At 34.8% G+C, this 21,280-nt stretch carries 15 protein-coding genes; 13 read left to right on the plus strand and 2 right to left on the minus strand.

The window, feature by feature from the left end; all coding sequences use genetic code 11:
* Positions 1-14: 14 nt before the first annotated feature.
* The gene (locus E0F76_RS07170; RefSeq protein ID WP_165932655.1) at positions 15-3,050 is read right to left on the minus strand and encodes a SusC/RagA family TonB-linked outer membrane protein; all 3,036 of its coding nucleotides are present in this window, start codon (positions 3,048-3,050) and stop codon (positions 15-17) included.
* Between the two features lie 1,346 nt (positions 3,051-4,396).
* On the opposite strand from E0F76_RS07170, the gene E0F76_RS07175 reads away from it, so the two are divergent.
* On the plus strand, positions 4,397-4,627 hold the full coding sequence (locus E0F76_RS07175) for a helix-turn-helix transcriptional regulator (RefSeq protein ID WP_007139600.1): 231 nt from the start codon (positions 4,397-4,399) through the stop codon (positions 4,625-4,627).
* 248 nt (positions 4,628-4,875) lie between these two features.
* On the opposite strand, the gene E0F76_RS07180 is transcribed toward E0F76_RS07175, so the two are convergent.
* Complete coding sequence (locus tag E0F76_RS07180; protein ID WP_165932656.1) at positions 4,876-5,124, minus strand: IS3 family transposase; 249 nt, start codon at positions 5,122-5,124, stop codon at positions 4,876-4,878.
* 457 nt (positions 5,125-5,581) lie between these two features.
* Between E0F76_RS07180 and E0F76_RS07185 the strand changes: the two genes are divergently transcribed.
* From E0F76_RS07185 to E0F76_RS07240, 12 genes are all read left to right on the plus strand, one after another.
* Complete coding sequence (locus E0F76_RS07185) at positions 5,582-5,944, plus strand: hypothetical protein (protein WP_132003493.1); 363 nt, start codon at positions 5,582-5,584, stop codon at positions 5,942-5,944.
* 153 nt (positions 5,945-6,097) lie between these two features.
* Positions 6,098-6,949 carry a DUF3347 domain-containing protein gene (locus tag E0F76_RS07190; protein WP_132003496.1) on the plus strand — a complete coding sequence of 284 codons (852 nt, stop codon included), beginning with the start codon at positions 6,098-6,100 and terminating at the stop codon, positions 6,947-6,949.
* A gap of 34 nt (positions 6,950-6,983) precedes the next feature.
* Entirely contained in the window at positions 6,984-7,610 is a 627-nt protein-coding gene (locus E0F76_RS07195; protein WP_132003498.1) for a DUF3347 domain-containing protein, read from the plus strand.
* A gap of 243 nt (positions 7,611-7,853) precedes the next feature.
* The gene (locus E0F76_RS07200) at positions 7,854-11,678 is read left to right on the plus strand and encodes an efflux RND transporter permease subunit (RefSeq protein WP_132003501.1); all 3,825 of its coding nucleotides are present in this window, start codon (positions 7,854-7,856) and stop codon (positions 11,676-11,678) included.
* Positions 11,671-12,891, plus strand: a complete 1,221-nt coding sequence (locus E0F76_RS07205) for a TolC family protein (protein WP_132003504.1) — start codon at positions 11,671-11,673, stop codon at positions 12,889-12,891. Before E0F76_RS07200 ends, E0F76_RS07205 begins: the two co-directional genes overlap by 8 nt.
* Before the next feature lie 2 nt (positions 12,892-12,893).
* Positions 12,894-14,675: an efflux RND transporter periplasmic adaptor subunit gene (locus tag E0F76_RS07210; protein ID WP_132003507.1), complete on the plus strand. Its 1,782-nt coding sequence runs from the start codon at positions 12,894-12,896 to the stop codon at positions 14,673-14,675.
* Positions 14,676-14,699: 24 nt separating this feature from the next.
* The gene (locus tag E0F76_RS07215) at positions 14,700-17,045 is read left to right on the plus strand and encodes a multicopper oxidase domain-containing protein (protein WP_132003510.1); all 2,346 of its coding nucleotides are present in this window, start codon (positions 14,700-14,702) and stop codon (positions 17,043-17,045) included.
* A gap of 202 nt (positions 17,046-17,247) precedes the next feature.
* The gene (locus E0F76_RS07220) at positions 17,248-17,916 is read left to right on the plus strand and encodes a DUF3347 domain-containing protein (protein ID WP_132003513.1); all 669 of its coding nucleotides are present in this window, start codon (positions 17,248-17,250) and stop codon (positions 17,914-17,916) included.
* Positions 17,917-18,369, plus strand: a complete 453-nt coding sequence (locus E0F76_RS07225) for a heme-binding domain-containing protein (protein WP_132003516.1) — start codon at positions 17,917-17,919, stop codon at positions 18,367-18,369.
* A 23-nt stretch (positions 18,370-18,392) separates the two neighbouring features.
* Positions 18,393-18,959: a DUF3347 domain-containing protein gene (locus E0F76_RS07230; protein WP_132003519.1), complete on the plus strand. Its 567-nt coding sequence runs from the start codon at positions 18,393-18,395 to the stop codon at positions 18,957-18,959.
* Between the two features lie 347 nt (positions 18,960-19,306).
* A complete protein-coding gene (locus E0F76_RS07235) occupies positions 19,307-20,551 on the plus strand; it encodes a hypothetical protein (protein WP_132003522.1) in 1,245 nt (414 codons plus the stop codon).
* Positions 20,552-20,567: 16 nt separating this feature from the next.
* Positions 20,568-21,278, plus strand: coding sequence for a PepSY domain-containing protein (locus tag E0F76_RS07240; RefSeq protein ID WP_132003525.1), 711 nt, complete (start codon positions 20,568-20,570; stop codon positions 21,276-21,278).
* The last annotated feature ends 2 nt before the right edge of the window (positions 21,279-21,280 follow it).

Consider the following 21,280-nt stretch of genomic DNA (forward strand, 5'->3'; position numbering starts at 1 on the left):
ATACTATTTTTTAATTAAAATGTAAACTGAAATCCTGCTGATACTATTCTTAATGGAGGCAGGAACCCTGCTTCCCTAAATTCAGGATCTGCTCCTTTATAGGATGTTATGGTAAATATATTCTGTGCCTGCAGTGAAATTTTGCAGTGCATAATTTTGAGCCACTCCTGAGGCAGATCATAAGAAAGTGAAATGTTTTTAAGACGGATATATGAGGCATCGCTTACTGCTGCATCACTTTCGGCATAATATTCGCTCGCCTGCATTGCCTCCTGATTTACACCTGAGGTATAAATTTGATATTGTGCATTATCTCCCGGTTGTGTCCAACTGTTTACAATTTCTGCAGGCTGGTTGCGGAATGTTCCAGCATATCCTTGTGTGCTAGCAAAGTTAAAATTGAGCTGCTTTACAAACTGAAACAGGAAATCCAGTTGCCAGCCTTTGTACGTGAATTGATTATGCAATCCACCAAAGTATTTTGGACTGAAGTTGCGAACGGTCTCTCTGTCATCTGCGTAGGATATTTGACCATCTCCATTTATATCAGCAAATTCATAAATACCTGTTTGCGGGTTGATTCCAGTGGAATGGAACAACTTTCTTATTGTGATGGGCTGACCAATCACGTAATCATTTTTATAAGGTGATCCTTCCAGACCGGGAAAAGATAACAACTTATTTTTGGCTACCGAAAGGTTAAAACTTGTGGTCCAATTAAAATTTGGCTTTTGAATGTTAATCGTGCGCAGTGTGATTTCAAGTCCATTGTTTTGTACCGTAGCATCTAAGTTGGATTGGATGGTTGTAAATCCTGTAGTCCCTGGCAGTGGCAATCCCACTAACTGATTTGAGGAACGGTTTTGGTACCAAGCAGTAGTCAACATAACGCGATCCTTTAAAAAACCCAGTTCAAATGCCGCTTCGAGTTTCTTGTTGGTTTCCCAACCAAAATTTGGATTATAAAGGCGTAGTGGTTGCAATCCATGTACACCCTGATATTCATAACCTGAAGAAGAATAGGTATCTAAAAATTGGTAATCGCCTATTTGATCGTTGCCAGTTGTACCATAGCTACCTCGTAATTTTCCAAAGCTTAGAAAACTAACATTGTTTTCAATCCATTTTTCTCTGTAAAACAGCCATGCTGCGCCTATTGCACCAAAATTTGCAAACTGTTTTCCAGGACCAAAGCGGCTCGAACCATCCCTTCGTCCTGTTAAGTTAAGAATGTATTTATTGCTAAATGTATAATTGAATCTGCCATAAAATGCTTGATATTTATAGACCAGCATTTCATCGCTTTCGACTGATAAATACGATGCTGAGGTAAGGTCATAAATCAGGCTGTTGCTTGTGAATCCTGACGCTTCCTCAATTCGTGTTTTTGTTTGCTGATTCTGGAAAGTACTGCCAAGCAAAACGTCTATTTCTGAGCGACCGAAAGCACTATGCCAATTTAGCTGTGGTTCTACTATCCATGACTGCCTCCCCAGAGTATTCTTGAATATTGATGAATATTCACTGCCATAGTTGTATGCAGGATTATACATGGTTGACGGTGCGGTGCGACTTGCATCGCTACTAAGATCTGTGAAACCAAAACTTGATTTAAATTCTATTCCTTTTGCCAGTTGAAATGTCATTAGTGTACTAGCAACCAGATCATAGGTTTCTGATCTGTTTTTACCTTCCAGATTACTTAACGGATTTTGCCAAGTACTATTCTCCCAATTAAGGTTTCCTTGAGCATCATATAGAGCTGGAGCGTTAGGAGCAAGATTTCTCGATAATAAAGTCAGGTCAGTCCAAGGCAAATCATTTTTCTGGGCTGTATATCCTCCTGAAAAACTGATGCGAAATTTATTACTTTCGGATTTATGGTCTAAAGAAAGATGTGCGCCACCTTTTTTGTATAAAAAGTCACCAGGAAATACGGTAGACTCTGTCCTGTAATTCCCGCTAAGTAAAAACCGAGTCTGTTCAGATCCTCCACTGACGGTTCCCTGCATGCTTAAAATATCAGCCGTACCTCCTGTCAATTCTTTTTGCCAATCAGTATACCGGTTTTGGTCCCATCTTCCGTTCACATCATAAGCATTAGAGGGATAAGTCGTAATCCCATCATTTGCAAAGGCCTGTCTACGCATTTTTAGATACTGTTGGGTATTCATCATGTCAAGCATTCGGGTTACCGTGCCAGTTGCGTGGGAGGTATTAATTGTAAAAGAAGTTACACCTGCTTTTCCTTTTTTGGTTGTGATTAACACCACGCCGTTAGCGCCACGAGAGCCATAAATCGCGGTTGCATCCGCATCCTTTAATATTTCTAGGTTTTCGATATCACTGGGATTAATACTGTTGAGTGGATTGCTTTCTCCTGGAATTGTCGTCGAAGTTTGTCTGTAGCTTATGGGATCAGACGAATATGGAACACCATCAATGATGTATAACGGCGCATTGCCATCGGTTCTGAGGCTATTTACGCCGCGAATATTAATATTGAAACCTCCACCTGGAACGCCCGTTTCCTGTGTGATACTAACCCCAGCCATTCGTCCCTGCATCGCTGCAAGTATATTAGTGACGGGTTGTTTTTCTATGTCCTTAGAAGAAATTTTAGCAATACTTCCGGTGCGTTCACTTTCCTTGACAGTATAATAGCCCGCATTGACACGAACTTCTTGTAAGCTGGTGATGTCTTCCTGCAATTGGACGTTGACTATTTTTCGCCCGCTTATGGGAACTATTGCTGTTTTGAATCCTATAAAGGAGACCAATAAAGTATCTGTAGCAGTAGCCGAAAGAATATATTGCCCGTTGAAGTCAGAGCTAACGGTACTGTTTCTTTTTCCTTTTATGGAAATTGTCACACCGGTTAAAGGATTTGTACCATCAGTGACAGTACCGTTTATTTGGTTTTGTTGGTGTGGAGACTGCATTTGCCTCGGGAGCTTATTCGCTAAGGCAGGAGTGCCGCTTAGTGTGAACCCGATAATTATCAGGTACCAAAAAGCCGACCGCCCCTTGTAGAATGAAAAATTTTTCATAATATTGGTATAGTTAAGTGAAACGTTAGTTTTGTTAGCGATGGTCCTCTAGTCAAGTTTGCCGACGAGTTAGAGGGCCTTTTTTTTTTAGTGCTTTTAATTCATAGGTAGGATTTTAATTGGGTTTATATTTTGTTCTTTGTACTGCATTTAAAATAAAATAATAAAAACGCCTGCGGCATCTATATTCTTTGCTCTTTTTTCTTCACTAAGTACAACTGTTGCAGCCATAAAGCCAAAGGCATATCAGTACTATTAATGCCACTATTAATACAGCTTGAATTTGTCTGTAGTATTTCATCTTATTAATTTATGGGGGTTATAAAATGGGTTTTGGGTCATAGGTTTTGGTTTTTAGGTTATGAGTTATTTCAAATAAGTGAATCTATTTCCTTTGTTCTTAATTCACCATCAAAAAACAAGCCTGCACCTTTTACTAACAAATTCAAAATAAATTAACTAGGCGATTATTCAATGGACCTTTCGGTGCAGGTGTTTTTTTAATAGTTTAATAGTTTGTTGTTTATGGTTCGTTGTTGGCATAAGTATTCCAGTCCGGTTAAGAAAAGTTGATTTCCTAATTGGGAATGATGATTTATGGATTTTAGGTTTAAAAAAACCTTTTGCTGCCCTTGCTGAAAAAAGCTCTAAAAGTTTTAAAAAAACATTTGGAAAATAGAAATAAAGACAATACTTTTAAAGTGCGAGTTTAAAGAGGAAAAGCTTAAATCTAGGTGTCAAAAGCATTTTAATATTTGAGTGTATATATATGGAATTATTTTTCATAATTTCCCATTTTACGTGTTAAGACAGGGGTAAACACATCAGTATTAAAATCCTGATTACGGAAGTTTCTTTGATAAGAGTACTTCTCAATGTTTCCCTATCCCAACACCATGTTTATTTCAGTTTTGGGACAACAAAAGGTAGCCTGTTTTAGCAGGTAGTTAGGGTGGTTTGGTCGTGCTGGCAAATAAAAAAATCGTTCTCATAATTTATAGGTTTATGGAACGATGTCTTTCTTGGTATGAAGGGTACTTGCAGAAAAAAGCAAGGAGCGGTTTCACACTTTAGACTCATGGGCGACCAAACCCGTCTTCTAAATCTTTCGATTTAAAAGTTACCACCTAAAGCTTACGTGAGAACCGCTCGCATGCCGTATGCAAAAGTAAGAAACTTTTTGACATGGAGCGACTTCACGATACTCTCGAAGGTAAAATTGGTCGTTTTGAGTCGAGAAAACATCGTTTGAATTATGACTATTAAAGTCTCATTATCAATTCGCTATAACAAATATAATATTATTTTTTAATGTGGCAATAAAACCACAAAATATTTTTTAAAAAATGCAAGAAAATTTTATCGAGATATACAAAAAGATAGGAAATTCAATACGTAATAAGAGAAAAGAAAAAGGATTAACTCAACAACAGTTAGCTGATAAAGACTCAAAACTCGATAGAGCAAAGATTAGCGATATAGAAAATGGCAAAGAAGACTTTCACTTCTTTACTCTTTTGAAAATCTGTGAAGCTCTTGATATGGATATTAAAGACGTTTTTATAGACAAGAAATAAATATTAATGTATTCACGGAAAACCGTAAAGTATTATGAAAAAGGCTTTTTAGGTTTGGAGAATAAAACTCAACCTTAGTTTAGTGTATACACAAAAAAACAAAGAGATTTTGTCTCGTCCTGAAATAACGATACACAAAACAATCGTTATGGAAAAAAAAACAAATTATGTAAAGCGAAATCAGCGAGATTATAGTATGTCGCTAAAGCCTCAGATTGTTAATTAAATCGAAAAAAGTTTTACATCCGTTACTCAAGCCCGAAAATAATACGGTATTCAAAGTCATGCAACTGTTCTAAATTGGTTAAGAAAATTTGGTCACTTTGATTATTAAATTCTTCATTAGTTGGATAATTCAAAGTAGAATACCTTCTTTTTCTGTTGTACCAAACTTCAATATATTCTAAGGTTTCCAGTTTCATTTGTTCTTTAGAAATTAGTTTATTTCCATAAATCAATTGCTTCGCCAGTTCGCTATCGTTCGAGTCAGTTTTCAAGGATTTAAAGATGCTTTTTGCTGCAGCATTGTCCTAACAATTCCCTCTACGGCTCATATTGCGGGTTTATTATACTAATAATCAAGAACATTTACAGACTTTTTTCTCGCATATTGGACACCTCTTTCAAAGTAAAAAATTAAGCTTTATTAAATATTTCGGCTTTTAACCATCGTATTTTAAGTTCGAAACCTGATTTCGTTTGTATTTATTTCATCACTTAAACTCCAGCCTATAATTTTTCAATCGTACAAGTCCATAATAATCGTCAGATATACAAATCCTTCCTTGGTTTGTATATAAGTAATATCCGAAAGCCATATTTTTAAATAGTCATTTACAATAAAGCTCTGTTTAATACATATTCGAAAACTAAATCCCCTAATTAAAAAAATTAACAAAACTTTTATGCTGTTTTAAATATATATTTTTTACTTTTGATTACCTATATTTTTATATGAAAACAATCCACCTTTTAGTATTAGTAATACTTGGCATTTTTTTGATGCCAACGCCTACTTTTGCCTGTGGAGGTAATTCTAAAAAACACTCTTGCACTAAAGAGATATCTTCTGGAATGGATAAGAAAGATTGTTGTGAGTCCCATTCAAAAAGTAAAAATCACGACGGATGTAATGGAAAATGCGGACAAGCATTATGTAGTACTCCAGTCGTTAACATTGGAATTTTTTCCTATATACAATCAGAAATTAAAAATAATAGTTTTAATTTTTCTACTAAAAAACAAAAATTTTATCAATCAGAAACTTTTACGTCTGATGGATATTCTTCTATATGGCTTATACCTAAAATAAGCTAAATTACTTTTTTGACAGCCAAAACTATGTCAAATTCAAAGCAAGCACTGCTTTAAAATCATTTACTTTTTCGGCTAATTGCAATTATTAAACAAATAGTTCAAATTCTATTTGTTGATTGTTTTCTGCTATTTTCAAATTAAATTATTTACATAATGAATTCACTAAAGAAAACAGTGATAACAATAGTTCTATTGTTATCAGTAGTAGTCTCCAACGCGCAAATTAAAAATGCAAAAACAGCAACGGTAAAAATATTCGGTAACTGTGACATTTGCAAAGCCTCCATAGAAAAAGCGGGAAACCTTAAAAAATTAGCTTCAGTAGACTGGAATAAGGACACCAAAATGGCTACGATTACTTATGATGCTAAAAAAACCAATGAAGAAGAAATCCTTAAACGCATCGCATTGGCCGGTTATGATAATGCAAAATTTCTAGCTCCAGAAGATGCATATAATAAACTTTCCGACTGTTGTCTATATGATCGAGAATTAAAAACTGCTGTAAAAACAGATATGGAAACTATGCCCAATCATAGCGAACACGATATACATTCTGATATTACTGATAAGAAACAAAAAACAGCAAGTCCTTTAAAACCTGTTTTTGACAATTATTTTTTATTAAAAGATGCCTTAGTTAAAACAGATGCTGAAATGGCTTCAATGAAAGCTAAAGACCTGCTAACAGCTATTAGTACTTTGAATATGGAGGACTTAAAAATGGAAGAACACATGGTTTGGATGAAAATGATAAAAGAACTCACTAATGACATTAAAATTATTTCAGAAACACAGGACATTAAACGTCAAAGAGATCTATTTAAATCAGTTACCCAAAATACCTATGAATTAATGAAAGTTTCAAAAAGTGAAACTCCTACATATTATCAATATTGCCCTATGCAAGATGCTTATTGGCTAAGCAAAGACAATGTAGTCAAGAATCCATATTATGGTTCCATGATGCTAAGTTGTGGTAAAACAGTGGAAACAATTAAATAATGCTCAAAACATTTCAAAACTAAAATTTAAAAAAATGAAAAATATAACTCTTTCAGCCATAGCAATGGCATTCGTAATGGTTTCTTGTAACCAAAAAAACAAAGAAGGGGCAACTAATTCGGAAGTGACTGAGCCTGTAACTCAAACTGAATCAACAAATGAACACCAAGAAGGAAACCAGCACAACGAAACTAAATCTGGAGACGTCATAGCAACCGCTACTCAAAGTACTTTTTCGATCAAAGAACTTATCAGTAATTATTTAACTTTAAAAAATGCATTAACGAAAGACGATACAAGAGGAGCTGCAGATGCTGGAAATGTGTTATACGCAACTTTCAATAAAGTAAATTCCAATTCAATAGATGCAACATTAAAAGCTGGATATTTGGATATAGCCGAGGATGCTAAAGAACATGCGGAACACATTGGAAATAATTCTGGAAAAATTGAACACCAAAGAGAGCATTTTGTCATGTTGAGTAAAGATATGAATGATTTGATAAAAACTTTTGGAGCAGGTCAAAAACTATATCAAGATTTTTGTCCAATGGCAGATGATGGGAAGGGCGCAATTTGGATAAGTGAAATCAAAGAAATCAAAAATCCATACTTGGGAAGTAAAATGCCAAAATGTGGTGTCATCAAAGAAGAATTATAAATATAATAATCGTTCTCCTAATAAGGAAGAAGAAAAGTTGGATTTGTAATGGATCTGTTATAAAATGTAGTGAAAAATAATAAAGGATTACATTTTATTTATAATTGCCACAAGATCTTAATACTACTAAATTCTTTACTCTTCCTTTGGAACATTATTATCTAATTTGATTGCTGATTAAATATACTTTAATTATAGTAATCAAAAATAAGTTCCAATTAAGAAGAAATAAATTAAAAATACATGTTAAATAAAACTATAAAATATTTTCTTGAAAACAAATTAGTCACAGGACTTATTCTTCTTGTAATAATATTTTGGGGAATGGCAACCGCTCCTTTCGACTGGAAGATTCCTTTCTTACCTTCAAGCCCGGTGTCTGTGGATGCCATTCCCGACATTGGAGAAAACCAACAAATTGTTTTCACACAGTGGCCCGGAAGATCTCCACAAGATATAGAAGATCAAATATCCTATCCTTTAACCACCTACATGCTGGGAATTCCAGGTGTAAAGTCAATTAGAAGTAACTCAATTTTAGGTTTTTCGAGTATTTATATCATTTTTGACGATGATATAGAATTTTATTGGTCACGCTCCAGAATTCTCGAAAAATTAAGTTCCATACCTAATAGCTTGCTTCCTGAAAACGTTAAACCGTCATTAGGCCCTGATGCAACTGCATTGGGACAAGTATATTGGTATACAGTGGAAGGACGAGATAAAGACGGAAATCCTACTGGTGGTTGGGATTTACACGAAATAAGAACAGCTCAGGATTTCTATATTAAATATGGATTAAATGCTGTTAAGGGAGTTTCAGAAGTAGCTTCTATAGGAGGATTTGTTCAAGAATACCAAATTGATGTAAACCCCGATGCTCTAAAAGCGTTTAACATCCCTCTAGCTAAGGTTATGACTGCCGTACAAAAGTCGAATAAAGATGTGGGGGCTAAAACCATCGAAATTAATCAAGCAGAATATCTGGTAAGAGGCCTCGGCTACATAAAAAATATTGAAGACATTGAATTGGCAGTTGTAGCCGTAAACAACAATGTGCCTATTCGAATAAAAGATATAGGAGTTGTATCCCTAGGACCAGAAACGCGACGTGGAGCTTTAGATAAAGGAGGTGCTGAAGCTGTAGGAGGTGTGGTTATCGCCAGATATGGTTCTAATCCGTTGGAAGTGATTAACGGAGTGAAATCAAAAATTAGCGAGATTGCTTCTGGTTTACCTAAAAAAACTTTAGCTAACGGTGTGGAAAGTCAATTGACAATTATCCCTTTTTATGATCGTACACAATTAATTCATGAAACGATAGGCACATTAGAGACCGCACTTTCACATGAGATACTAATCAGTATTATTGTGGTTTTAATTTTATTATTTAATCTTCGAGCGTCCTTAATTATTTCTAGTTTATTACCTGTTGGAGTATTGATGACCTTTATTGTAATGCGCTATTCAGGAGTAGATGCTAATGTTGTCGCGCTTTCAGGAATCGCTATCGCTATTGGGGTCATGGTGGATGTTGGGGTTATCTTTATCGAAAATATTATTCGGCATTTAGAAATGCCAGAAAACGAAGGCGCCAAAGGTCAAAAACTATTAACAGTAATTTATAATGCTACAATTGAAGTAGCCTCGGCAATTACTACTGCATTAGCAACGACTATAGTTAGTTTCATTCCTGTATTTGCCATGGAATCAGCCGAAGGTAAATTATTTAGGCCTTTAGCATTTACCAAGACATTCGCTTTATTAGGAGCTTTTATTCTCGGTGTAATTGTTTTGCCTGCCCTAGCACATCTCATCTTTGGTATCAATTATGATAAAAAAAGAGTAAAACGTTTTTGGGGTTATGTATTTATTGCTGCTGGAATTCTATTGAGTATTTATTTTAAAATGGCACTCCCCTTAGCCTTATGTATAATGGGATTGTATGATTTATTTAATCACAAAATTCCAGAAAAATTCCAAGCCTACACTAAACATTTCAATTTGGTATTGGTGTTATTCATAGTTTCTTTTTTTCTTACTGAGGAGTGGATGCCTTTGGGACCACAAATTAGCGTTATTGGAAACTATCTTTTCGTTATAGTTCTTCTGGGGATTATCCTATCCTCCTTATTAAGTATCGTTCGTTTTTATGAGCCGGTATTAATATGGTGTTTAGAAAATAAAGGCAAATTCATGTTATTGCCCTTGGTTACACTACTATTTGGTCTTATGGTGTGGGTTGGATTCAATTCGACTTTTGGATTTATAGCAAACGGATTTGAAAAAGTGGGTTGGGACATTAGAAATTCTAAAGTTTGGTCTGCTCCTTCTCATACTTTTCCAGGTATTGGTTCTGAGTTTATGCCTTCACTCAACGAGGGTAGCTATTTATTAATGCCTACTTCAATGCCACACTCGGGCGTAGAGCAAAATCGAAAAGTAATAGGTCAGCTGGATATGATGTTGAATCACATTCCTGAAGTCGAAATGGCTGTAGGAAAGCTGGGACGCGTTGAAAGTGCTTTAGACCCTGCTCCTATCTCCATGTACGAGAACATCATCAACTATAAACCGGAATACATTCTAAACGAAAAGGGGCATCGAATGCGCTTTAAAGTCGATAGAAAAGATCGTTTTATTACAAAATCTAACGATAGCCTTTCACATGCTGATGCTTTGAAACAAGGAATAACCATCAAAAACTTGATTGAAGACGATAACGGAGAATTTTATCGAAATTGGAGAGACAAAATAAAATCACCCGATGATATATGGGACGAAATTATTAAAGTTTCTAAAATTCCCGGAGTGACCTCGGCTCCAAAATTACAGCCTATTGAAACGCGACTTGTGATGCTCCAAACCGGAATGAGAGCACCTATGGGTATCAAAGTATTTGGTCCTGATTTGCAAACCATAGAAGAGTTTGGTTTAGAATTAGAAGCAATTCTTAAGGAAGTTCCTTCCGTTAAAAAAGAAGCCGTTTTTGCCGATAGAATTGTCGGGAAACCATACCTTCATTTAAATATCGATAGAGAAAAAATATCAAGATTTGGATTAAATGTTGAAGACATTCAGCAAACGATTGAAACAGCCATTGGGGGGATGAAAATCTCTTCTACTGTTGAAGGTAGAGAGCGCTACCCAATTCGCGTTCGTTATCCAAGAGAATTAAGAGACAGTCCCGAGGCTTTGGCTAAAATTTTAGTAGCAACTCCTACTGGCGCCCAAATTCCTTTGGGGCAATTAGTTAAATTTGAATATACTAAAGGGCCACAAGCCATTAAAAGTGAGGACACTTTTTTAGTTGGTTTTGTGTTGTTTGACAAAAATGATAGTTATGCTGAGGTAGACGTGGTGAATGATGCTCAAAAAGCGATAAAAGCTAAAATTGATTCGGGGGAACTTAAAGTACCGCAAGGTGTGAATTTTAAATTCTCCGGAAGTTACGAAAATCAAGTTAGAGCAATGAAAAGATTATCAATTGTAATTCCTATCTGTCTGGTGATTATCTTTCTACTGCTTTACTTTCAGTTTAAAACTATTATTGCCTCTTCGATTCACTTTTCGGGGGTATTTGTGGCCTTTGCTGGTGGTTTTATCTTGCTATGGCTCTACGGCCAAGATTGGTTTTTAAATTTTTCAGTCGCAGATGTGAACATGCGGGATTTATTTCAGGTGCACCCTATTAACTTAAGTGTTGCGGTATGGGTTGGATTTATAGCACTCTTTGGAATCGCTACTGATGACGGGGTGATTATGGGGACTTATATTCACCAAGTTTTCGAAGAAAAAAATCCGCAAACGGTAACTGCAGTTAGAGAAGCGGTTGTAGAAGCGGGTAAAAAGCGTGTACGTCCTGCTGTGATGACTGCTGCAGTAGCAATTATAGCGCTATTACCCGTATTAACATCTACCGGAAAAGGGTCTGATATTATGATTCCAATGGCCATTCCAACTTTTGGAGGAATGACAATTCAGATTATGACCATGTTTATTGTACCCGTATTACAAGCTTATTGGAGAGAAACAGTTATTAAAAATAAAAACAAACAAAATGCGTAAAATAGTATTAATGACTCTATTGTTTGCCGTTTGCGATTTAAGCGCGCAATCGCTGACAGACTATTACGGAGTAGCCGCTGAAAACAACCCCGAGCTAAAAGCAAAATACAAGGATTTTGAAGCTTCTTTGCAAAAGTTACCGCAAGTGAGTTCGTTGCCCGATCCTAATTTCTCACTGGGTTATTTTATTTCACCAGTTGAAACCCGAGTGGGACCCCAAAACATGAAGTTTTCATTGACTCAAATGTTTCCTTGGTTTGGTACTTTAAAAGCACAAAAAAATGTTGCTGCTCTACTTGCCGACAGTAAGTATCAAGCTTTTTTAAATACTAAAAACCAATTGTTTTCTCAAGTGGCAACTGTTTATTACCCTTTGTACGAATTGCAGAATTTAATGCTAATTGAACGAGAAAACATCCAAATATTGGAATCGTATAAAAAGATTGCCTTAGCAAAATTAGAAAATGGGCAAGGAAATTTAGTAGACATATTAAGAGTGGACTTAATGATTAAAGAAGCTCAAACTAACATATCTATTTTAGACAAAAAAGAACCCGCATTGACCTCTTGGTTCAACAGCCTTCTAAATAGGAAGTATAACGAGAAAGTTATTGTTTCCAAAGGAATTGAAATCGTAGAACTGCCACTTCAATATCGCAAAGATTCCATTTCACAAAACCCTTTGTTGATAGAACTTGAATTAAAAAAGCAAGCTTCAAATGCTGCTGTAGAGGTAGCTATAAAACAAGGTTTGCCAAAACTAGGCGTTGGATTAGATTATGTTCTTGTAGATAAAGGAATGAATAATTTTCCCGACTCTGGTAAAGATGTTATTATGCCAATGGTCACTTTGAGTCTGCCTATTTTTAGAAAAAAATATACAGCTGCAACTTCAGAAGCTAAGTTAATGCAAGAAAGTTATTCGTTTCAAAAAGAAGCAGTAGAAAATAAATTAAATGGTACCTACTACAAACTCATTTTTGAATTAGAAAAAGAAAAAGAGTTATTACAGCTCTATAGTAATCAAGTTGTTACATTGTCGAAAAGTTTGAACTTATTATTTTCGTATTACAGCAATGCTAATAAAGACTTTGAAGAAGTACTACGCATGCAGCAAGAATTATTGAAATATAAAAAATTAGAGCTTGCAAGTACTAGCGCTTTTTATATAAAATTGGCTGAATTGGATTATCTAACCGCAAAACAATTTTAATTATGACATTTGATAAAAAAACAAAAATAGCACTCGCAGCAACTTTACTTTTAGGGTTGTTATTAGGTGCACTTCTATTTGGCGGAAGCGCCAAAGAAGAACAAAAAACTTCGGAAGAAACGATAACGAAAGATCAAATTTGGACCTGTTCGATGCACCCACAAATAAGACAAAACGAACCTGGAGCCTGCCCAATATGTGGTATGGATTTAATTCCGCTTGAAACATCTGACAATAGTGATATTGATCCAGACGCTATCAGTATGTCTGAATCAGCAATGATTATCGCTGGAGTATCAACTTATAAAGTGGGAAATTCAGATGGAATAAAAGAAATCACACTTAATGGAAAAGTAGAAGTAAATGAAAAAGGCGTGTACAGTCAATCGTCACATATTCCAGGAAGAATTGAGAAAATTCTAGTGACATTTACTGGCGAATATGTAAAAAAAGGACAGGTCGTTGCTTATGTATACTCCCCTGAACTAGCTACTGCTCAGCAAGAACTTATAGAGGCCTATAGCATAAGAGACCTACAACCACAGTTGTTTGAAGCTGTAAAGCAAAAGCTTAGAAATTGGAAAGTTTCTGAAACAACGATAAAAAATGTGCTTTCTTCAGGAAAAGCGCAAGATAAATTTCCCATCACCGCTGACGTTTCAGGATATGTTGTAAAGAAAAATGTGGAGCTTGGGGATTATGTGCAACGAGGACAAACCTTATATGACGTAGCTGACTTATCTACGGTGTGGGTTCTTTTTGAAATTTATGAATCAGACATTCCTTGGATTAAAAAAGGAGATCAAGTGAACTATACTATTGCCTCTTTTCCAGGGGAATCTTTCTCTGGTACAATTTCTTTTATTGACCCATTTATTAATCCTAGTACGCGCATTGCCACAGCAAGAGTGGAGGTAAGAAATTCTAATTTAAAATTAAAACCAGAAATGTTTGTCTCAGGAACAATTAGTTCGAGAGTCGCTACAAACAAATCTTCTTTAAGCGTTCCTAAATCGGCTGTAATGTGGACTGGTAAACGATCCATAGTATACGTTAAAAACGAATCAGAAAAAGGAGTTTCTTTCAAGTTAAGACAAGTCACTCTAGGCCCATTATTAGGCAATGATTATCTCATAGAGGAGGGATTAGAAGCTGGTGAAGAAGTTGTCGCTAATGGTACTTTCAATATCGATGCTGCTGCTCAATTAGCAGGTAAGCCTAGTATGATGAACCTCGAAGGTGGTAAAGCGAGTACCGCTCACAATCATGGTGGCGACCAAGCCGCAGTGCCAGATGAAAAACCTACGGCTTTACAAACTACTAAAACTACTATTAGCTCAGATGCAAAAACGAGCTTACAGCCTTTGTATGAAGATTATTTTGAGTTGAAAGATGCGTTAACTAAGGATAATTTTAGCGGAGCACAAAAGACAATAGCCAAATTTGAAAATTCATTGAGTAAAATAAACATGAATCTCTTTAAAGGTGATGCGCATAAAATCTGGATGAAGTACCATACAGAATTGAAAAAAAATACCTTACATGCTGCCCATATCAAAGATATAAAAGAAATGCGAAAATCATTTATCCCCATTTCCAATGTAATGATAGCCATGACAAAATCTTTTAGTCCTCTAAAAGAAAGTTCCTATATACAATTTTGCCCCATGGCAAACAGTGATAAAGGAGCAAATTGGTTAAGTAAAGAAAATAAAGTAGCAAACCCCTATTTTGGCGCTTCCATGTTAAAATGTGGAGAAGTAAAGGCAGAAATCATAAAATAAATAGTAACTATAATAAATAGAAAAATGAAAAACTTAAAATATTTAATAATCTTATTGATAATACCCCTGAGTTCGATATTTGGACAGTCCATGGAGGGAAATGTTAATAATTTGCCTGTACACGAATACACTTTAACCATTAAGGAAGAAATAGTAAACAAAGCAGGAAAAGAAATCAAAGGGATGACTGTAAATGGTACAATCCCTGGACCAACTTTAGAATTTACAGAAGGGGAATATGCCGTCATTTACGTGAAAAATGAAATGAGCGAAGAAACTTCTGTGCATTGGCATGGTTTGTTATTACCCAATTTCTACGATGGCGTTCCCTATCTAACAACACCACCAGTAGAACCTGGACATACACTTAAATATGAATTTCCTATTAAGCAGTCTGGGACATATTGGTATCATTCACATACCATGTTGCAAGAACAAAGTGGAGTTTTTGGTTCAATTGTTATTAAGCCAAAAGAACAAACCTTAAAATATGATAAGGAATTGGTGTTGATATTATCAGATTGGACCAACGAAAAACCAATGAATGTGCTTCGCAATTTAAAACGAGGTAATGAATGGTATAGTATCAAAAAAGGAACCGCTACACCATTAAATCAGGTTATTGCACGTGGCGCATTTGGAGCGCAGTTAAACTTTTGGAGACAACGGATGGGCGGTGCCGACATAGCAGATGTATATTATCCCGCTTTCTTAGTTAATGGCGAAGAAAGCGTGGAATATCCAGAATTTAAAGCTGGTGAGAAAGTACGATTAAGAATGATTAATGGAGGTGCATCCACGTCGTTTTGGATGACTTTCGGAGGAGAAGAACCACTATTGGTTTCTGCTGATGGTCTTGATGTAGTGCCTGTTAAAAAGAATAAGACTTTTATCGGGATTGCTGAAACATACGATTTTATTATAACTGTTCCAGAAGATGGGAAAATAGAATTCAAAATCACAGCTCAAGATGGTTCGGGAACTGCATCTGCATTTATTGGGAATGGAAAAGTGCTACCTGCAATGACGATTCCAAGGCCAGATAAGATTGGGATGATGCAAAAAATGGCAAAAATGGATATGAAAATGGGCGCTCATGCTTTAAAATTTCAGCCCAAAAAAGACGAACGCTTTAAGATGAAGGAGGAATATGGAATGCAAATGGATAAAATGTCTGGAATGGATATGAGTAAACCAAAAAAGGCTATGGCAACTGATAAAATGAATGAGATGAAAATGGATCATTCCAAAATGAAAGGAATGGAAATGAACAATGGTGATGCTATGAAAGGTATGCAGATGAATGAGCAAGAGGATACAACGAAAACAGACAATATGGAGGGAATGGATTTGTTTTCCGAGTATAATTACGACTATTTGAAATCTTTAAAGAAAACTAACTATGACAAAAATATTCCTGTAAAAGAAGTACTGTTGAATCTTACAGGAAATATGAATCGCTACATCTGGAGTATGAATGGAGTGCCTTTATCTGAAGCTGATAAAATTAAAATAAATAGTAAGGAAGTAACACGGGTTACCTTTAATAATCTTACTATGATGCACCACCCTATGCATTTACACGGTCATTTCTTTAGGGTTATCAATAAAAACGGAGATTATTCCCCGTTAAAACACACGGTAAATGTACCGCCAATGCAAAAGGTTACTATAGAATTTTACGGGAATAATGGGGATGAATATGGCGACTGGTTTTTTCATTGTCACATTTTATATCATATGATGGGAGGTATGGCAAGAGTAGTATCCTATGATACCCCAAGAGATCCAAGAATGAATGAATTTCCGGCTTCTAAAATTATTGCAGAAACAGATAAATGGTATTCATGGGGATTGGTAGATGCAGCTTCACATACAACGGGTTTTAATTTAATGACATCTAATATCAGAAATCAATTTAATGCGTCTTTAGAATATGGTTGGAACAAAAATTTAGAATCAGAGTTTACCTACGAACGTTATTTACACGATTACTTACGTGTTTTTGGAGGTGTTAACATTGAAAATAAAACACGCAATAGTTTAGACCAATTTAAAACTACTGCAGTGGTTGGGATACGTTATTTAACACCCTATTTATTTAATCTTGATGTACGTGTAGATAATGAGTTAAGACCAAGAATTGCGTTAGGGAGAAGTATAATGATATTTCCAAAACTATCTATTTTTGGCTATTATGAGTATCAATTAGATTTAGGGATCGTAAATAATTTGCCCGTGGGAAAAGATTTGACTTCGGAAACTGTATGGAGTGCAGGAGCTGAATATTTTCTATCCAGAAATATTTCACTTATGGGTAGCTACGATAACCGCTATGGAGCTGGAGGTGGACTTTCCGTAAGGTTTTAATAATTAAAATCAGGATGTAAACTCGTTATCTTTCAATAGATTAATCTCATAATTATAGAATTGGCAGCTGTTAGCACGATGGTTTCTATGCTGGCAGTTGACAACTATCAAATGATGGAAAATGCGGATGAAATAACCCCTAAACTTAAAAATGTAATTAAAAAACTTTAAATAATAATAATAATCACTAAAAACAAACAAAATGAGAAAATTAAAATTGTCAATGGGACTTTTAGCAATAGTATTTGTAACCCTAACTGTTGCATCATGTAAAGATTCAAAAAAAGAGCATGATAATGAGGACGGGCATCATTCAGAAATGTCTTCAGATGGAAACCAAATGGAAATGAATAATGAAAGTGAAGAACATCATCATGCAGAAGGCAACGATGAACATGCTCACGACAAGGACGCTTCGATGAAGACTAGAGAAATAACAGCGTCCTCTAAAAAAAATGCGGCAACTTCTGCTATTATAGATGGCTATTTGCAAATTAAAAATGGATTAGTTGCAGACAATAAAGACAATGCCGCGAAAGGTGGAACAGCGCTACTTGCAGCATTTTCAAATTTTGATATGACAAAACTTGATGAAGCACAGCATAAAGAATACATGGAAATCGTCGAAAGTGCTAAAGAACAAGCTGAGCATATTGTAAAAAGCCCTATCGACCATCAAAGAGAACATTTTGAAGGTTTGAGTGCAGATATTTCTGATTTAATAACTTTATTAGGAACAGATAAAACTCTTTATCAAGATTACTGTCCTATGAAAAAAGTAAGTTGGTTGAGCGAAACTAAAGAGATTAAAAACCCTTTTTATGGAAGCAAAATGTTGACTTGTGGTTCTGTGAAAAAACAAATTAATTAAATGAAAATCGTAAAAGTAATAGTAATAGTTTTACTGGTTGCGTTCGTGGGAATTCAGTTTATTCCCACAGTAAGCAATCGAAGTGAATATGTTCCCAAAACAGATTTTATGTTGGTCAATACAGTGCCAAAAAAAATCAGTGAAAAATTACAAGTAAGCTGTTATGACTGCCATAGCAACAATACCCATTATCCTTGGTATAGTAAAATTCAACCTGGAGCGTGGTTTATGGCAAAACATATTAAAAACGGAAAAGAAGAATTGAATTTTAGCGAATGGGCAGATTATTCAGATAGAAGAAAAAAGAGCAAATTAAAATCAATTATAAGTCAGATCAAAGATGATAATATGCCGTTAAGTTCTTACACATTAATCCATAAAAACGCAAGTTTTTCAGAAGAAGAAAAAAAGGAAGTCATTACGTGGTTGACAGAATTAAAAGATAATTTATAAACAATAATTTAATATTAAAAAAAATGAAAAATTTAAAAATGAGTATTGCAACAATGGTATTGTTAATGGTTTCTTTTGCAAATGCACAGGAAAAAGAAAAAATGAACCACGACCATGGAAACATGAAAATGGATCATAGCACTATGAAAATGGATAAGATGAATAACACTAAAGCAGAAGCAGTTCTAGCTGATTATTTTATACTGAAAGATGCATTGGTAGGCGATGATTCAAAAAAAGCGGCACAGGCTGGAAGTAAACTAATGGTCTCTTTAAAGGCTTTTGATGTGACCAGCTACAATAAAGAACAGCAAAAGGAGCTAGTCGATATTATAGAAGATGCTGTAGAAAATGCCGAACACATTTCAAAAAGTCCTATTGCACATCAACGTGAGCACTTTAAGACCTTAAGCACTGATATTACTGATATGGTTGCCATTACTGGAACTAAAAATAAGTTGTACCAGCAGTTTTGCCCAATGTACGATAAGGGTAGTGCATGGTTAAGTACAAGTAACGAAGTAAAAAATCCATATTATGGTAGCAAAATGCTTAAATGTGGAAAAGTTCAAAAGGAAATCAACAATTAAGCCAGCTCTTTTATAGTGGAGGAACAAGTTATCTAATTCATAAAAGGGATCATAAGGTTTTCATTATTGATTCGCAATTTGTAAAAAATCCCCCATTTATGGTATTAGAAAAGTCCTAGTTAGGGAAGGGTAAAATATTAATGACTAGTCCTAGCCCTTCCCTTGTTAGGCACAATAAATTTTAAAAAAAAAATTGATTTAATTATAAACAGCCTGTATAATCGAATAAAGATAACTCCATTAATAAGTTAATGGCATTTATCTTCTAAATGGTAGGCAAAATATAAACTTTGATAAACAAACTAAATAATTATTAAATACTAAAATATTAAACAATAACATCATCAATGAGCAACTTCACTCAAATTATCCAACAATACAAAACCGATACGGAAAGCGTTTACAATACTTGGTTTGTCGATAATGATCAGCGATTAAAAGCATTCCGAACTATTCGTCGAGGTATTTTACAAGTAATTGATGATATTAAAAACAAAACTTTTCCAAACGATTTTAAAGGCAGTAGTTTAGAATTTGTATTGAGTTGCATCGCTGAACAAAAACAAATATTTGTAGGTGTAGCACATCCTTTTTATTGGAAACCAAAATTGCGAATTCCTGATATTTACGAAAACCAAAACAATAAAATCGCTTTTGGGCAATTTCTAGAAAATTGTATCAACGCCAAAACCGAAGAGCAAGTTGTCAAAGAAATAGTAAAACTAGATGAATTAAAAATAAAAGGGTTAGGTCCCGCGGTAGCGAGTATTATATATTTTTTGCATCCCACTTGGTTTCCCCCATTCAATACAGCGATTCTCAATGGATTTAATTTCTTATTCAAAGACAAAAAAAAATTAGGCAGTTGGACAGAATACCTGAAAATTAGAGAAACAATATTAGAAACCAACAGCAAACACAAAGCGGAACTATCAAACGATTTAGGTGCAATTGCAGGCTTATGTTTTGAAATTGGCACCCAAAAAATGCTTATTGGTAACGATGAATATTTAAGTGAAGACGAACGTACAAAGTTTGAAAAAAACATCTTAAAACGACAAAAAGAAATTCAGGAAGAAAAATTGGCTGAAAATCTTCATAATGAAATGCAATACCATTTATTAAAAATTGGAGTTTCATTGGGTTATGATGTTACACCAGCTAGTAATGATAAAGGTAAAGCGTTTAATAGTCAAAGTTTTTCGTTTATATCAATTAGTAAATTCCCAGAATTACCAACGGATAAAGACACTCAAAACACAATAAAATTAATAGATGTTCTTTGGTTTCAAAAAGGAACAAACAAAATCATTGGAGCTTTTGAAGTTGAAAAAAGCACCAGTATTTACTCCGGTATTTTACGCCTTTCTGATCTATATTTTAGTATTTCCAATGGTGAAGAAGTATTTTATATCATCATTCCGGATAGTCGCGAAAAAGATGTGATACAACAACTGAACAGACCCGTGATTAAGAATTCAAAAATAAACATCAAGTACATTTTGTTTTCAGAATTGCGAAGTCAATGTGACGCGATTTGCAAATTTGGTTCAGACTATTCCATAATGGAAAAAATAGCAAAATCAATTTAAAAAATAAGAAGAGCTAATGATTAAAGGTAAAAAAGCAAAATGGATTAGAAAATCCCATCGCTATTTAGGAATATTTTTAGGACTTCAATTTTTAATGTGGACCATAAGTGGTTTGTATTTTAGTTGGACCAACATAGATCATATTCATGGAGAACAATTTCATAAAAAAGGAATAGTTGCAGAATCGTTTTCAGGTTTAATAAGTCCTTCAGACCTTAAACCTTCGACAACTATTCAATCTATCGAATTGAGAGATATTGATAAACAACCTTTTTATTGGGTGAATCAAAAACTGCTTTATAACGCCAGGACAGGGGAAGTCAAAAATGGTGTTTCAAAAGAAGAAGCGGTTTCAATTGCAGCTAAAAATATTGTTTCGAATCTAAAAGTAAAAGAAATACAACTTATTACAGAAGTTGGGAAACATCATGAATACAGAGAGAGATTGTTACCTGCTTATGTTATATCCTATCAAGAGCCAAATAATTTGAAAGTGTATATTTCAGTAAATGATGGCAAACTACAAACAATAAGACATCGTGATTGGAGATGGTTTGATTTTTTATGGATGACCCATACCATGGACTACGAAGGGCGAGACAATATGAATAATATTGTATTAAGAGTTTTTTCATTGTTAGGATTAATAACCGTTTTAAGTGGTTTTTTACTTTGGTACATCTCCTCTCCTACCATTAGAAAAATTTGGAAGAAAATAAAAAAATAATA

It is taken from the genome of Flavobacterium cellulosilyticum, assembly GCF_004349355.1.
Taxonomy (GTDB): Bacteria; Bacteroidota; Bacteroidia; order Flavobacteriales; family Flavobacteriaceae; genus Flavobacterium; species Flavobacterium cellulosilyticum.